The sequence below is a fragment of the Cupriavidus sp. WS genome (assembly GCF_000395345.1).
Taxonomy (GTDB): domain Bacteria; phylum Pseudomonadota; class Gammaproteobacteria; order Burkholderiales; family Burkholderiaceae; genus Cupriavidus; species Cupriavidus basilensis_B.
Genome location: NZ_AQPL01000012.1, coordinates 76,568 through 91,790, shown reverse-complemented (window position 1 = coordinate 91,790; position 15,223 = coordinate 76,568). Strand labels below are relative to the sequence as shown.

The 15,223-nt window shown below is 58.8% G+C and carries 17 protein-coding genes; 13 read left to right on the top strand and 4 right to left on the bottom strand.

Annotation, left to right across the window (positions count from 1 at the left end; genetic code table 11):
• From K206_RS0101100 to K206_RS0101065, 8 genes are all read left to right on the top strand, one after another.
• Positions 1 to 675, top strand: a 675-nt coding sequence (locus K206_RS0101100) for an isoleucyl-tRNA synthetase (RefSeq protein ID WP_020200562.1), incomplete at its 5' end; no start/stop codon positions are given.
• A complete protein-coding gene (locus K206_RS0101095) occupies positions 672 to 899 on the top strand; it encodes a helix-turn-helix domain-containing protein (RefSeq protein WP_020200561.1) in 228 nt (75 codons plus the stop codon). The genes K206_RS0101100 and K206_RS0101095, both read left to right, overlap by 4 nt.
• Positions 892 to 3,183 (top strand): phage/plasmid primase, P4 family, encoded by a 2,292-nt coding sequence (locus K206_RS0101090; RefSeq protein ID WP_029043085.1) that lies wholly within the window; start codon positions 892 to 894, stop codon positions 3,181 to 3,183. Before K206_RS0101095 ends, K206_RS0101090 begins: the two co-directional genes overlap by 8 nt.
• A gap of 126 nt (positions 3,184 to 3,309) precedes the next feature.
• Positions 3,310 to 3,774: a crossover junction endodeoxyribonuclease RuvC gene (locus tag K206_RS0101085; RefSeq protein WP_020200559.1), complete on the top strand. Its 465-nt coding sequence runs from the start codon at positions 3,310 to 3,312 to the stop codon at positions 3,772 to 3,774.
• A 1-nt stretch (position 3,775) separates the two neighbouring features.
• The gene (locus K206_RS0101080; protein ID WP_020200558.1) at positions 3,776 to 3,979 is read left to right on the top strand and encodes a hypothetical protein; all 204 of its coding nucleotides are present in this window, start codon (positions 3,776 to 3,778) and stop codon (positions 3,977 to 3,979) included.
• Positions 3,972 to 4,358, top strand: coding sequence for a DUF6362 family protein (locus tag K206_RS0101075; protein WP_029043084.1), 387 nt, complete (start codon positions 3,972 to 3,974; stop codon positions 4,356 to 4,358). Before K206_RS0101080 ends, K206_RS0101075 begins: the two co-directional genes overlap by 8 nt.
• A gap of 329 nt (positions 4,359 to 4,687) precedes the next feature.
• On the top strand, positions 4,688 to 6,121 hold the full coding sequence (locus K206_RS0101070) for a site-specific DNA-methyltransferase (RefSeq protein WP_020200556.1): 1,434 nt from the start codon (positions 4,688 to 4,690) through the stop codon (positions 6,119 to 6,121).
• The gene (locus K206_RS0101065) at positions 6,118 to 7,359 is read left to right on the top strand and encodes a site-specific DNA-methyltransferase (protein ID WP_029043083.1); all 1,242 of its coding nucleotides are present in this window, start codon (positions 6,118 to 6,120) and stop codon (positions 7,357 to 7,359) included. The genes K206_RS0101070 and K206_RS0101065 overlap by 4 nt, the downstream gene beginning before the upstream one ends.
• A 223-nt stretch (positions 7,360 to 7,582) precedes the next feature.
• On the opposite strand, the gene K206_RS0101060 is transcribed toward K206_RS0101065, so the two are convergent.
• Positions 7,583 to 8,761 (bottom strand): hypothetical protein, encoded by a 1,179-nt coding sequence (locus tag K206_RS0101060; protein ID WP_020200554.1) that lies wholly within the window; start codon positions 8,759 to 8,761, stop codon positions 7,583 to 7,585.
• Between the two features lie 289 nt (positions 8,762 to 9,050).
• On the opposite strand from K206_RS0101060, the gene phnC reads away from it, so the two are divergent.
• Genes phnC through K206_RS41245 form a run of 5 tightly spaced genes read left to right on the top strand, consistent with a single transcriptional unit; the run spans position 9,051 to position 13,458 of the window.
• Complete coding sequence (phnC, locus tag K206_RS41250; protein WP_020200553.1) at positions 9,051 to 9,869, top strand: phosphonate ABC transporter ATP-binding protein; 819 nt, start codon at positions 9,051 to 9,053, stop codon at positions 9,867 to 9,869.
• A 2-nt stretch (positions 9,870 to 9,871) separates the two neighbouring features.
• Complete coding sequence (phnD, locus tag K206_RS37265; RefSeq protein ID WP_004629229.1) at positions 9,872 to 10,732, top strand: phosphate/phosphite/phosphonate ABC transporter substrate-binding protein; 861 nt, start codon at positions 9,872 to 9,874, stop codon at positions 10,730 to 10,732.
• A gap of 12 nt (positions 10,733 to 10,744) precedes the next feature.
• Entirely contained in the window at positions 10,745 to 11,542 is a 798-nt protein-coding gene (gene phnE / locus K206_RS0101050; protein ID WP_009238668.1) for a phosphonate ABC transporter, permease protein PhnE, read from the top strand.
• A 24-nt stretch (positions 11,543 to 11,566) separates the two neighbouring features.
• Entirely contained in the window at positions 11,567 to 12,577 is a 1,011-nt protein-coding gene (locus K206_RS0101045; protein ID WP_029043082.1) for a phosphonate dehydrogenase, read from the top strand.
• The gene (locus tag K206_RS41245) at positions 12,574 to 13,458 is read left to right on the top strand and encodes a LysR family transcriptional regulator (RefSeq protein WP_004629222.1); all 885 of its coding nucleotides are present in this window, start codon (positions 12,574 to 12,576) and stop codon (positions 13,456 to 13,458) included. Before K206_RS0101045 ends, K206_RS41245 begins: the two co-directional genes overlap by 4 nt.
• Before the next feature lie 237 nt (positions 13,459 to 13,695).
• Here the strand turns inward: K206_RS41245 and K206_RS0101035 are convergent, their stop codons facing one another.
• The 3 genes from K206_RS0101035 to K206_RS0101025 all read right to left on the bottom strand — a co-directional run bounded on the left by K206_RS0101035 (position 13,696) and on the right by K206_RS0101025 (position 15,208).
• Positions 13,696 to 14,058: a hypothetical protein gene (locus tag K206_RS0101035; RefSeq protein ID WP_020200549.1), complete on the bottom strand. Its 363-nt coding sequence runs from the start codon at positions 14,056 to 14,058 to the stop codon at positions 13,696 to 13,698.
• Between the two features lie 97 nt (positions 14,059 to 14,155).
• Positions 14,156 to 14,515, bottom strand: coding sequence for a hypothetical protein (locus K206_RS0101030; RefSeq protein WP_020200548.1), 360 nt, complete (start codon positions 14,513 to 14,515; stop codon positions 14,156 to 14,158).
• Positions 14,516 to 14,644: 129 nt separating this feature from the next.
• A complete protein-coding gene (locus K206_RS0101025; protein WP_020200547.1) occupies positions 14,645 to 15,208 on the bottom strand; it encodes a DUF3489 domain-containing protein in 564 nt (187 codons plus the stop codon).
• Positions 15,209 to 15,223: the final 15 nt, after the last annotated feature.

The following is a 15,223-nucleotide window of genomic DNA, read 5'->3' as shown; positions in this document are numbered from 1 at the left end:
CTGCAGCAGGCTCGCGCCCGCCAGTCCGAGCGCCAGTACCTCGGGGCCTCGCGCCTCGGAGTGGCCTGTGAGCGAGCGCTGCAGTTCGAGTACGCCAAGGCACCCATCGACCACGGGCGTGACACCCCGGGCCGAATGCTGCGGATCTTCGAACGCGGTCACGTCATGGAGGACTGCATGGTCGCGTGGCTCCGGGACGCGGGCTTTGACCTGCGCACCCGCAAGGCCGACGGCGAGCAGTTCGGTTTCTCGGTGGCCGATGGCCGCCTGCAGGGCCACATCGACGGCGTCATCGTCGGCGGCCCCGAGGGATTCGCCTATCCCGCGCTCTGGGAATGTAAGTGTCTCGGCAACAAGTCCTGGAGCGATCTGGACAAGAAGGGCCTGACTCTCTCCAAGCCCGTCTACGCCGCGCAAGTGGCGATCTACCAAGCCTATCTCGAACTGCACGAGCACCCGGCGATCTTCACGGCACTCAACGCCGACACGATGGAGATCTACACCGAGCTCGTGCCCTTTGACGCAGCACTGGCCCAACGCATGTCGGATCGGGCGGTCAAGGTCATCACGGCGACCGAGGCGGGAGAGCTCCTGCCGCGCGCCTTCCATGACTCGACCCACTTTGAATGCCGGATGTGCGCGTGGCAAGACCGCTGCTGGAGGACACAAGCATGAATACCTCGAATTTGAATCACGTACTGGGCGAGCAGCTGATCGACGTGCGCCAGGCTGCCCTGATGTTCAACCTGCCGTCGTATTGGCTCTCTCAAGCCAAGGAGCGAAAGGAGCGTCGCATTCCGCATTACCGCGTCGGCAAACTGGTTCGCTTCAAACCCAACGAGCTGGAAGCCTGGATCGCTGCGCAGCAGACGTCACACGAGGGTGGTGCCGATGCTTGATTTCAATGACACATCACCACCGGGAGAAACGGGCCGGCGCAACGTCAATGACAGCGAGCGGGACGATATTCGCACTGAACTGATCGCACGCATGGAATCAGTCCTGACCACGATGCTTCCGGCAGGAAAGAAGCGTCGTGGCAAGTTTCTGATCGGGGACATCCTGGGCAGCCCGGGCGACAGCCTTGAGGTGGTACTCGAAGGCGACAAGGCTGGTCTCTGGACGGATCGTGCCACGGGCGATGGCGGTGACATCTTTGCCTTGATCGCCGCCTACCTCGGGGCCAACGTCCACACCGACTTTCCCCGGGTGCTCGACGAGGCAGCTGATCTGCTCGGTCGTTCGCGATCAGTGCCGGTACGCCGCGCCAAGAAGGAAGCTCCGGTTGATGATCTCGGCCCGGCCACGGCCAAGTGGGACTACTTCGATGCCACCGGCAAACTGATTGCGGTCGTGTACCGCTACGACCCACCCGGGCGCAAGAAGGAGTTCCGGCCGTGGGATGCCAAGCGGCGTAAGATGACTCCGCCCGATCCGCGTCCGCTGTACAACCAGCCGGGGCTGGCTGCCGCTGGTCACGTTGTGCTGGTCGAGGGCGAGAAGTGTGCGCAGGCCCTGATCGCCATCGGCGTGGTGGCAACCACGGCCATGCATGGCGCAAACGCTCCCGTCGATAAGACCGACTGGTCGCCGCTGGCGGGCAAATCCGTGCTGATCTGGCCTGACCGGGACGCGCCAGGCTGGGATTACGCTGACCGTGCATCGCAAGCAATCCTGAACGCGGGTGCGACCACGGTCGCCATCCTGGTGCCACCCGATGACAAGCCGGAAGGATGGGATGCGGCTGACGCCATTCCGGACGGCTTCGATGTGAGGGGCTTCCTCGCCGTCGGCGAGCGGATGCCGGTGATGCGGTCGGTCGAGGAGACGCCACCACCGGATCTGCTGACCGGTGTCGACTGGACTACGGAGGACGGCTTGTCCTCGGCCTTCACACGCCGCTATGGCGAGGACTGGCGCTACTGCGCGCTTTGGGGCAAATGGCTGGTCTGGACCGGCGTGCGCTGGAATCCGGATCAGGTTCTCTATGTGTCTCATCTGGCGCGCGGTATCTGCCGGATGGCGTCACTCAAGGCGGACAGCCCTCGGCTCACAGGCAAGCTGGCCAGCTCCGCCACGATCTCATCCGTCGAGAAAATCGCACGCTCCGATCCCAAGCACGCGTCCACCGCCGAGGAGTGGGATGCCGACGTCTGGGCACTCAACACACCAGGCGGTGTGGTTGATCTGCGCACGGGCCGCATGCGACCGCACCGGCGCGATGATCGGATGACCAAGGTGACCACGGCCACACCGCAGGGCGACAGTCCGACGTGGCGCGCATTCCTGGCCGACGTCACAGGCGGTGACGCTGAACTGATTGCCTACCTGCAACTGATGGTTGGCTACTGCCTGACGGGCGTGACCAGCGAGCACGCGCTGTTCTTCCTGTACGGGACCGGCGCGAACGGCAAGTCGGTGTTCGTCAACGTCCTGACCACCATCTTGGGCGACTACGCGGCCAACGCGCCGATGGACACGTTCATGGAGGCGCGCACCGACCGGCATCCGACCGATTTGGCGGGCCTGCGCGGTGCCCGCTTTGTGTCCTCCATCGAAACCGAACAGGGTCGGCGCTGGAACGAATCCAAGGTCAAGGCCATCACCGGTGGCGACAAGGTGTCTGCGCGTTTCATGCGCCAGGACTTCTTCGAGTACGTGCCGCAGTTCAAGTTGGTGATCGCAGGCAACCACAAGCCATCGATCCGCAACGTGGATGAGGCGATGAAGCGGCGACTGCACCTGATCCCGTTCACGGTGACGATCCCGCCCGAGCGGCGTGACGGCAGGCTGACCGAAAAACTGCTCAAGGAGCGGGACGGCATTCTGGCGTGGGCAGTCGAGGGCTGCAGCTTTTGGCAACGCCAAGGACTGAAGCCACCCGCCAGTGTGGTGTCGGCGACCGAGGAGTATTTCGAGGCTGAGGACGCGCTCGGGCAGTGGATCGAAGAGCGTTGCTTACTGGCCAAGACCCACCGCGAAGGCGTTTCCGAATTGTTCGCCGACTGGCGTGAATGGGCTGAGCGCGCGGGTGAGTACGTGGGCTCGGTCAAGCGCTTTTCCGAACTGATGGCCGCCCGCAAGTTCGAGAAGTGTCGGCTGACCGGGGGCGCACGTGGGATCACGGGCATAGCCCTCAGGCCCAAGCCGTACAGCCATGGCTACCCCTATCGAGATGACTGAGCAATCCGGGCGAGTGACGGATTTGACGGGTTTCCTGATTGACGCGCTACGCGTGCGCGCACGTAAAGGCTGTTTTCCAAAGAACCCGTCGCATCCGTCACTCGCCCCCCGAACTGGAGTACGACGATGAACACGACAATCTTGGCCCTTGATCTGGGCACACACACCGGGTGGGCTTTGCAGCACCTGGACGGCACTATCACCAGCGGCACGGAGCACTTCAAGCCGCAGCGATTTGAAGGAGGCGGCATGCGTTTCCTCCGTTTCAAGCGCTGGCTCAACGAATTGCTCTCGGCCAGCAACCACATCAACGCGGTGTTCTTCGAGGAGGTTCGACGGCACGCTGGCGTTGATGCGGCGCACGCCTACGGTGGCTTCATGGGACACCTGACCGCGTGGTGTGAGCATCACAACATCCCTTACCAGGGTGTTCCAGTCGGCACGATCAAGAAGCACGCGACCGGCAAGGGCAATGCGGGCAAGGACGACATGATCGCGTCCGTCCGCCTGCGTGGTCACACCCCAGTCGACGACAACGAAGCCGACGCACTGGCCTTGCTGCACTGGGCTGTCGAGACGCAGGAGGTGTGACATGAAGGTGCCGACACCCCAATACCGCTGCCCCCTCGGTCGTCTGCAGCCTCAGGCCACGGATCTGGATGCGATCAAGGAACGTGGCTGGCGTGACCAACACATCCTGGTGGTCAACGCATCCGACGAACGTCTGGACTTCATCGAGCGCGAAATCGTGCGACGCATCGGTGACCGGCTCTACGGAGGGCGACGCAATGACTAAGTGGACTATCGAGGACGTTGCTGCTCGGTTTGAAGAGGCCGCAAGCACCAGTCGACGGTTGCCTCCTGTTCGAGTGCAGGGCTACTTCAACTGCTGGCCCGCCATTGTCCGAAGCGAATGGGAGACCTTTGCAGCGGACGAGAGGGTGTACCGATCCTTTCCGCCGAGTCCAGAGGCAATTGAACGAATGCTGGAGGCTATGCGCTGGGTGCAGTGGCTCACCATCGAGCAACGTCATCTCGTATGGATGCGCGCGAAGCGCTATGGCTGGCGGGACATCACGATCCGCTTTGCCTGCGACCGCACGACGGCATGGCGGCATTGGCGGCGGGCATTGCAGACGGTCGCAGATCAACTTAATGGTGTGGTGGTTGCGTAGGGTTTTGGCGTGATTTGGCGCGTATGGTCGGGGATGTGCGCCATCACGCGGCAATCAGCGGTTTTTGCCCCTGCAACAAAACGACCTGATCTTGCGTAGTATTCATTTATCGTCTGGACAGAGGTGACGGCAGAGGAAGCAGCCCAGAAATCAACGGGTCCTTCCTGGCCAAAAACCAATGCGGGGGGCGCGAGCGCGGCGCTTTTTTAGCGTCAGGGTGCGAACCAAGGTTCGCACGGTTCGCAGTTCGCACCCCGTCAGTTCGCACCAACCCCAAAAACCCGCCCACGGTTGTCGTCGGCGGGTTTTCTATTTTCAGGACACCCTCTTTGAATACGCTCAACGTCGAGTACCGCAAGGTCGAGGCGCTGATTCCCTACGCCCGCAATCCGCGCACACATTCCGATGCGCAGATCACCAAGATCGCCGCCAGCATCGTCGAATATGGCTGGACGAACCCGGTACTGGTTGATGGCGACAACGGCATCATCGCGGGCCACGGTCGTTTGGCTGCTGCACGCAAGCTGGGGCTGGATCAGGTGCCGGTGATCGAACTGGCCCATCTCACCACCGCGCAAAAGCGCGCCTTGGTCATCGCCGACAACCGGCTGGCGCTTGACGCTGGCTGGGATGAGGAGATGTTGGCGCTCGAACTGGCGGAGCTTTCCGAAGCGGGTTTCGAACTGGCGCTGACCGGCTTCGAGAACATCGAGATCGATGCGCTGCTGGCAGATGCCCCGTCGACTGAAGGTGAACCGGCGGCGCAGGATGGTGCAAACGCCGATGAACTCGATACGACCGATGACGTACCTGACACGCCAGTGGTGGCGGTGTCGCGCGAGGGAGATGTCTGGGCCATCGGCTCGCACCGCTTGATCTGTGGCGACGCCACCGACCCAGCCGTGGTCGCCACGCTGATGCAGGGTGACACCGCGCAGCTTTGCTTCACCTCGCCGCCGTATGGCAACCAGCGCAACTACACCTCCGGCGGCATTGTCGATTGGGATGCACTGATGCGCGGTGTGTTCGCACATCTGCCGATAACGGACGCCGGACAGGTGTTGGTCAATCTTGGGCTGATCCACCGCGACAACGAAGTCATCCCCTATTGGGACGGCTGGCTGTCCTGGATGCGTCAGCAAGGGTGGCGGCGCTTCGCGTGGTACGTCTGGGATCAGGGGCCAGGCATGCCCGGCGACTGGCAGGGCCGATTAGCTCCCAGCTTCGAGTTTGTTTTCCACTTCAATCGCAGCACCCGCAAACCCAACAAGATCGTGCCTTGCAAGCACGCAGGCCAGGAATCGCACCTGCGCGCTGACGGGTCGTCCACAGCGATGCGTGGTAAGGATGGCGAGGTCGGCGGCTGGACGCACAAGGGTCAGCCGACGCAGGACACCCGCATCCCCGATTCGGTGATTCGCGTGATGCGCCACAAGGGCAAGATCGGGCAGGACATTGATCACCCGGCCGTGTTCCCGGTGGCATTGCCGGAGTTTGCGATCAAGGCTTACACCGATTCGGGTGACGTCGTGTTCGAGCCCTTCGGTGGCAGTGGCACGACGATGCTGGCCGCGCAACGCACTGGCCGGATCTGCCGCAGTGTGGAAGTTGCACCGGAGTACGTGGACGTGGCCATCAAGCGCTTTCAGCAAAACCACCCCGGCGTGCCGGTCACGCTCATCGCAGGCTTTGGAATCAAATCGGGCCAGTCCTTCGACGACGTGGCCACAGAACGGCTGGCGACCTCGGAGGTCGAACAATGAGCGCGTCCTGGTTGGCAGACAAGATCGAGCAGTGGCCTACAGCCAAACTGCTGCCCTATGCCCGCAATGCGCGGACGCACTCGGATGACCAGGTGGCGCAGATCGCTGCATCGATTGCCGAGTTTGGCTTCACCAATCCGATCCTTGCGGGCAGTGACGGCGTCATCGTCGCTGGGCATGGCCGCTTGGCCGCTGCGCAGAAACTCGGGCTGGAAATCGTGCCCGTGGTCGTACTGGATCACCTGAGCCCGACCCAGCGCCGCGCCTTGGTCATCGCAGACAACCGCATCGCGGAGAACGCTGGTTGGGATGACGCGATGTTGCGGATCGAACTTGAGGCTTTGCAGCTGAAAGGTTTCGATCTGGACATCACAGGCTTCGACGCCGACGCGCTGGCCGAACTGATCGCGGGCGACGAGCCGGACAACGAGGGGCAGACCGATGAGGACGCGGTACCGGAGGTTGGCGAAATTCCAATATCGCGCCCGGGCGATGTCTGGATCATGGGCCAGCACCGACTGCTGTGCGGTGACTCGACCGTGGCAGAGAGCTATGCCCGGCTGATGCGAGGCGACATGGCAGACATGGTCTTCACCGACCCGCCGTACAACGTGAACTATGCCAACAGCGCCAAGGACAAGATGCGCGGCAAGGACCGCGCGATCCTCAACGACAACTTGGGCGATGGCTTCTACGACTTCCTGTTGGCAGCATTGACGCCCACCGTGGCGAACTGCCGGGGCGGCATCTATGTGGCGATGTCATCCAGCGAGCTGGATGTGCTGCAGGCCGCCTTTCGCGCCGCCGGTGGCAAGTGGTCGACGTTCATCATCTGGGCCAAGAACACCTTCACGCTGGGCCGTGCCGACTACCAGCGCCAGTACGAACCGATCTTGTACGGATGGCCCGAGGGTGCGCAACGCCACTGGTGTGGTGACCGCGATCAGGGCGATGTGTGGGCGATCAAGAAGCCGCAGAAGAACGATCTGCATCCGACGATGAAGCCGGTGGAGCTGGTCGAGCGAGCCATCCGCAATTCGAGCCGCCCGGGTAACGTGGTGCTCGATCCGTTCGGTGGTTCTGGCACAACGCTGATTGCGGCCGAAAAGTCAGGTCGCGTCGCGCGGCTGATCGAACTCGATCCGAAGTACGTGGATGTGATCGTGCGCCGGTGGGAGGACTTCACCGGCCAGACGGCCATCCGCGAGGCAGCAGACCAGGAAGTGTGCGCCAGTTGAATGGCTGGCCGGGCTGCCTGGCATCTTCTTCCTCGGCGATGCGCCGGAGGATGGGTATCCGCAATCTGCGGTTTATGCCTAAACTGCTTGCTGCGGTGCACCAAGGTGGTTTCCATTCCTTGCTCACCAAAAAATAGGTGAGCGGCTCAGATCGACCCAGAGTGGCCTTTCGCCTTTGGTCAGTAGCGCGACTGAAAGCAGCCGCCCAACGCAGAGTTAGGCATCATTCGGTTGACGGCGTCAGCGCTCCGGCAAGCTCCTCGACGGCTGCGGTAGCTTGGCTGCACAACGCGGCGAATTGTTCTGAGTACGTAGACGGCTTCTCGTCCCGATTTAGGATCTTGTGATCAGCATCGACTCGGAGCGCAGATACCTTACGAAGGACCTCCGACAGACTGCCAGGTAGCTTGAACTGCTGCTCAAGCAACGCCAGCAGCTGGCTGCTGCTGAGGGGGCGCTTTGACTGATGATGCACAAAGTCGGATGCAGACAACCCCAACCTATTTTGGAGAATGTCCTTCATGGTCGCCTGAGAGAGTGCGTCGGGGCCAATGATCTTGTAGAGCTCGCTAGCGCAGTCGCAGAAGGACTTGTACGTTTGCTCAACTGGCGCGCGAAGGTGAACGTTCTCGAGTCGAGTGAAAAGCGCGCCGGGCGACACGATCGAGTTCAGAGATCGCATTGCGGCGATCAAATCGGCGATGGGGTCAGGGTACTCGACCCAAGATCCATCGTAGGTTCTGCCGAGAAAGGCCTGGAAGTTGGGATCGCTGGACTCCAAGTCTGGCTTTACCAGTTCATGGGAGTGCCAGTACCTTTGCTCCAACACTCCCATGTCAGCAAGATCCTTGCAGATCGCAGTGACTGCAATTCTTCCGTCTCGAAGTCGGCATTTGCCATACCTGACATACAGATAACGATCGTCAACATCTTCCCCACGTGCGTTGATCTCTCCGCCGGCGAGACTGTCACTAATGTCGTACAGCTCCGGATGATCAAAGTAGCGAGATAGAACCTCCTCGGAGAAGAAGATGAGTTCAATCTGCTGAGTACCGAGGTGCAGTCTTACAACGTACTCGGTTAGGTTTTGTGCCGGTAGTTCAGAAGCGTAGAAGGCCCGACGCAGCGCGCCCCTGGAGGGGAAGAAGATGTGGGTCGTGAATGGCCTCTGGGTAAAGCCACCACTAGGGTTGGCGGGGTCGAAGCTCAGCGCGACCAGCTTTACGTCACGATTTAGGGTGCCATAGCCCAGATGCGCAAGCTCCTCAACCGCTGCCAGTGCTTGCTCATGTGACACCGAGAGCTTCTCAGCAATGGTGCTCGCGCTGGCGCCGCCGTGGTTGGCGAACCATTCGGCGAGCCCTTCATCAAGAACAAGTGTTTGGAAGTCAGTGAGGGACATGCGGAATTGTGGTCTAGTACGTTTAATGAGCTAGGACGATCACTCACGATCACCATAGCACCTGACCACTTAGCGGTCGCTGACCAGCGTCCACTCCTGGCCGATAGCAGACGTCTATATTTGGCATAGATAGCACAACTTATTTCCCTCACAGGCACCCGCGACCATGTCACAAAAATGACATCAACGAGTCATCAGGGTGTCATATCACGACATTACCATCGCTGCAATTCAGATTCGTAATCAGGTCATCATTTTTGATTACGAATTCAAATCTGCCGGAGGTGTCATGATCGAACTACAGAATGTCTCAGTCAGTTATGGTGATGCGATTGCACTGTATCCCACCACTCTCAAACTCCATCAGGGACAGTTCACCGTATTGCTCGGATCTTCCGGCGCTGGAAAATCCACGCTACTTCGCTGTATTAACTCGCTGCATGCGTCGCAGCGCGGCACCACCATTGTCGCCGGCTTAGGAAATTTGGCGAACTCGCGTGCATTGCGCATGCATCGCCGACAGACTGGCATGGTGTTTCAACAGCATCAATTGATTGGCCGACTGACGGCTTTGCAAAACGTTTCGATGGGCCGAATGGGCTACCACACGGCATTACGCAGTCTATTCCCCCTCCCGGCGAAGGATCAATCCATATGCCTGCAAAGTCTGGACCGAGTCGGCTTATTGCACAAAGCCTTAAGCCGTGTCGACGCATTGAGCGGCGGCCAGCAGCAACGCATCGGTATTGCCCGGGCTCTGGCTCAGCAACCTAAACTGGTGTTGGCTGATGAACCGGTAGCCAGCCTCGATCCTGCTACTGCAGAGCGAGTGCTAAGTCTGCTGCACCGCATTTGTAAAGAGGACGGGATTTCGGCGGTCGTCAGCCTGCATCAGGTAGACCTCGCTCAACGTTATGCCGACCGTATTATTGGCCTGTCCCATGGCCGAGTCATTTTTGATGCCGCCCCGCAGACTTTGGATCAAGCCAGTTACGACACGCTGTATGAACAAGTACCCCGTTCTTCTTTGAGCGTTCCACAAGACGCTCGAGAGGAACGGCTTATCGATACTTCATTTCCCATGCAACTTGCTACCGTAAAGGATTGATTATGAAAAAACTCGCATCCGCATTAATGTCTGTCTTGCTTGCCGCCGTCTGCAGCATTGGCCATGCATCATCCAATCCCGATCCAGAAACGCTCAAAGTTGCGCTGCTGCCGGACGAAAACGCATCGACCGTAATTAAAAACAACAAGCCGCTCGAAATCTATCTGGAAAAAGAGCTGGGAAAGAAAATTGAGCTGGTGGTTACCACTGATTACTCGTCAATGATCGAAGCCATGCGTCACGGCCGTATCGACATGGCATATTTTGGCCCCTTGTCGTATGTGCTGGCTAAGCAAAAGAGCGACATCGAGCCATTCGCAGCGATGAAGCAAAAGGGTAGCACTACCTACCAGTCCGTATTGATCGCCAATACTGGCGCCGGCATCGCCAAAATCAGTGATATCGTCAACAAGAATGTCGCTTACGGTGATAAGGCATCCACCTCCAGCCATTTGATTCCGAAGTCGATATTGGCGGAAAACGGTTTGAAAGCCGGCGAAAACTATCGCGAACACTTTGCCGGTGCGCATGACGCGGTGGCCATGGCCGTGCAAAACGGTCACGCGCAGGCTGGCGGCTTGAGTAAGCCGATTTTTGAATCCCTGGTTCAGCGCGGACTGGTCGATCCCAACAAAGTAAAAGTTCTTGCCGAATCGAAGCCATATCCGCAATACCCGTGGACCATGCGCAGCAATCTGAAGCCGGAACTGAAGGAAAAGATCCGTGCAGCCTTCTTGAATCTCAAAGATCCGGAAGTCCTGAAACCTTTCAAAGCCGATGGTTTCGGCCCGATCAGCGACAAAGACTATGACGTGGTGCGCAGCCTTGGCACACTGCTCAAGCTCGATCTGTCGAAGTTCTAAGTGAGCGACAGCATGCAAGCTGATTTTGGTTTGATTCTGGCCGAGCGCCAGCGCGTATGGAACCGCACGATACTGCAGTTTGCCGTTGTGCTGGCGATTGTGATCGGTTGCTGGTATTACGTCGGCCTATTTGATGCCGAGCGATTGAAGGATGGCATGCCAAGCCTGGTAAAAATTGCCGGCGAGATGTTCCCACCGAACTTCTCGCAGGCTGGCACCTGGGTCAAACCGGTACTGGATACCTTGGCCATGAGTATCGCCGGCACGGCAATCGCGGTATTGCTATCCATTCCCTTAGGAGTGCTCGCCGCGCGGAATACTAGCCCTCATCCACTCGTGTATCAAGCCACACGCGGCCTGTTAAACGCTTTGCGATCGATACCCGAACTGATCATGGGCATCCTGTTCGTGGCAGCCGTTGGCTTCGGCGCATTGCCGGGTGTTTTAGCCCTAGGCTTACATTCGGTTGGCATGATCGCCAAATTTTTTTCGGAATCGATCGAACATGCCGATCCGGCACCGGTAGAAGCCGCGCATGCAGCGGGCTGCACGCCATTGCAGGTGATTTTTCATGGGATCTTTCCCCAAGTGCTTCCGCAAATGGCCGATACCGCGATCTATCGATGGGAATACAACTTCCGTGCTTCGACCGTGATGGGCATGGTCGGCGCCGGTGGAATCGGGTTCGAGCTGATGGGCTCTCTGCGCATCATGCAATACCAGGATGTCTCGGCTATTTTGCTGGTTATTTTAGGCATGGTTACCCTCGTCGACGCCTTCAGCTCCTTCCTGCGTCGCAAGTTCAAATAACTCCCAAAGCTTACAAAGGTTTTTATGAAGCCCAAAGTCGTCCTCACCCACTGGGTGCACCCGGAAATCATCGAATTGTTGTCCGCTAGCGCCGATGTTATCCCCAACACCACACGGGAAACCTTGCCGCGTTCTGAGGTAATTGCGCGAGCCAAAGATGCGGATGCACTCATGGCTTTCATGCCGGACAGCATCGACAGCGCGTTTCTCGAGGAATGTCCAAAGCTGCGTGTCATCGGCGCCGCGCTTAAAGGCTATGATAACTTCGATGTCAACGCCTGCACACGCCACGGTGTATGGCTTACGATTGTGCCGGATTTGCTTACGATCCCGACCGCTGAACTGACTATCGGCCTTCTTCTCGGTTTGACAAGGCATATGCTGGAAGGCGATAGGCAAATCCGTAGCGGACACTTCCAAGGCTGGCGGCCGACACTATATGGCTCTGGTTTGACAGGAAAAACGCTTGGCATCATTGGTATGGGGGCGGTCGGCCGTGCAATCGCCCAGCGCTTGGCTGGCTTTGAAATGAATCTCTTGTATTGCGATCCGATTCCGCTCAATGCCGAACAAGAAAAGGCTTGGCACGTACAGCGCGTCACGCTCGATGAACTGCTCGAAAAATGTGATTATGTCGTGCCGATGGTTCCGATGGCCGCAGAGACACTGCATCTGATCGATGCCACCGCGTTGGCCAAGATGAAAACCGGTAGCTACCTGATCAATGCATGTCGCGGCTCGGTCGTGGATGAGAATGCGGTGATAGCAGCACTGGCGTCTGGAAAACTAGCTGGATATGCAGCCGATGTCTTCGAGATGGAAGAATGGATACGCGCTGATCGCCCGCAGGCTATCCCCAAGGCGCTGCTCGACAATACGGCACAAACGTTTTTTACGCCGCATTTGGGATCGGCGGTCAAGGAAGTTCGGCTTGAAATCGAGCGGCAGGCAGCGATGAACATCATCCAGGCACTCGCTGGTGAAAAACCGATGGGCGCGATTAATCTGCCGTATCCGGGAGTAAAGGCGGCGTGATAGATCTGGAGCGTGTGGCGACGTTCATTGCCGTCGTCAAATGCGGGGGCTTTCGCGAAGCGGCGAAGCAAACTGGATTGTCCCAGCCAACAGTAACGCAGCATATCAAGCGGCTGGAGCAGTCTTTGCAGGCCCGGCTGATTGACCGCGCAACAATGCCGCAAAGCCTGACATTGGAGGGAAAGATTTTTTTCCCCTATGCGGAACAATTGCTCCGTACTAGCCATAAGGCTACGGCAGCCCTCCACAATAAAAGCCTGGTCGTTGGTGCAAGCTCCAATATCGGCATTTATCTTTTACAACCCTATATCAAGGCGCTCCAAGATAAATTAGCAAACAAGATCGATGTGAGGATCGGCAAAAATATCGAGATTGCCGCTTTGCTGGAAACGCTTGAAGTGGATGTAGCGGTAATGGAGTGGTGGGACTCACGTCCTGGGTTCGTCTCAACAGTATGGCGGCGCGAGAGGATGGTTGTCATTGTTCGCCCCGGCCATCCTTGGGCTGCCGAGTCGACCATTCCACTTAAGTGGTTAAAATCCCAGAACTTGCTTGGAGGCGAAGCGGCTACCGGAACTGGGCGCCTACTACAACAATATGCCGGTGCCGACTCGGCAGAGTTCACAGTGGGTATGCAGTTAGGTAGCACCGAGGCGGTCAAACACGCGGTCCACGCAGGGCTAGGAATCTCGCTTGTGATGGAAAGCGCGGTCAAGCATGAACAGGCAAGCGGATGGTTACATGCAATTCCGATTGAAGAAGATGTTTACAAAGATCTTTATCTCGTACATCGCTCAGAAACTTCGTTAAGCGGTCCGGTGGCAAGCCTTGCAGATTTGATTCTCCATTCTCCGGATTTAGGCTCAATAGAATATAAATAGCAAAACGAATGTCTGCTTCTGGCCGAACGCAGTCATTTGGAGCAGGCAATACTACTAGGCCGTTTCGATACAGCATTGCAAAAGCACGAATCAATCGCAGATTACGGATAACCGCGCTGAGATCTCAGGGCAGTGCAATGCACATTACCAGCACAGCCTGCTCGATGGAGATGTCTGGACGCCGGTTGGCAGTCAGCCAACGCAGTGCCTGCTCCCGTTCGGTGGCGGGCGTTTTCATCAGGCAGCCAGCTCTTCGCAGATTTCGCAGTGGATCACAAAGCCTGTCAGGTAAGGCAGGCCGCGCGGGATGCCGTACTGCTTGCTGGTCTGGCGGCCAATCGTCCAGCCCATCCAACGTTGGGTGGCGGCCTTGATCGCATCCTGCAAGGCTTGGCCTTGGTACAAGCCGTTCTGGACGTCGTCGGCAAAGTGGCGTCCGTGACGGCTGTCGAGGAAGGTCCGCACCGATTCGAGGGGCTGGTGGGTGGCGTCCGAAATGGCGTTCATGGCCAGGGGCCATGCGGCGCTGGCGTGTTCGTTCATCGTGCCCCAAAAACCCCAGGCTTCGTTCTGGGTGGTGGGGATCTGGTTGGTGGTCATGGTGTCTTCTCCGGGTTGATCGTTGCGACACCTGTAGTAACGCGCTGTTCGATTGAGAAGCCAAGCTGTTCCTGGCCTCTTTCTCGATCAATTTCGCTTACCCGAGACGGGCTACGTAGCGGGCGTAATCACCGCCCTCGGGATTGACGTAGAGGTAAGGGCGTCCGGGAGCAGTGACCTCGACGCAGAGGTAGCCGTCGCCAGTGCCGCCACCCTTGCCACGCAGCCAGTCGCGTGACACCAGCAGGCTGCGCCCAAAGGCGTCGAATTCGGCAGGGGTGAGCTCCTTGGTCTCGGTGACGTAGACATTGTGCTGGTCGCTCCCGCCCGGTTCGCCGAGGTCGGCAGGTTTGCGTGCAAACGGTAGGCGGATGCTCAACTCTTCGACCTGGAGGCTTTGGCCTGCGAACTGCAGAGTGCGTGGGGTGCGTTCGATGGTGATGGTCATGGTGCTCATGGCGGTTTTCCTGGTTTGGCGTCGTCAATCACGACATCTGTATGAACGCGCTGGTGGGGAGAGAAGCCAAGCTATTCATGGCTCCTCTCGCCATCTTTTTGGCTTCGCCGAAACTCGCTGTGCTCGTTTTCAGGCGATGCGGTAGATCCGCTCGCCACCCTTCGGCTTGTCCGAGACGATGTTCAGGCCGAGCTTTTTCTTGAAGGCTCCGGCGAAGGTGCCGCGCACCGTGTGCGCCTGCCAACCGGTGGCGGTGCAGATCTGGCCGATGGTTGCGCCCTCGGGGCGTTGCAGCATCCGGATCACTTCGGCCTGCTTGCTGTTCTCGCGGGTGCGCGGCTTGACCCACGTTGCTTCTGCGGCGGTTACGGCGGCTTCCAGTTCGGGATCGCTCGCGGCCGCAGGCGCGCCTTCAGCGTTGGCGATGATCCGGTCGAGATTGGCTTCGAACTGACCGATGCCCTTCCTGTTCACGTCGGGACGCGGAATGCCCAGGGCGTCGTAGCCCTCCGCAGCGACAAACCAGTTGGTGCCGTCGGTTGTGATTAGTGCGCGGTTGAAAAGTCCGTCGAGCACCTTCTTGCGTGCGCCGCCTTTGATGTTGTCGGGGAACCAGTCGATCTTGCCGCTGGTGTGTTCAACCGCGTGGGCCAGGATCGCGTGCTGGGCAGGGGTCAGTTGAGTGGTGGTCATGTTTTGCTCCTTCGA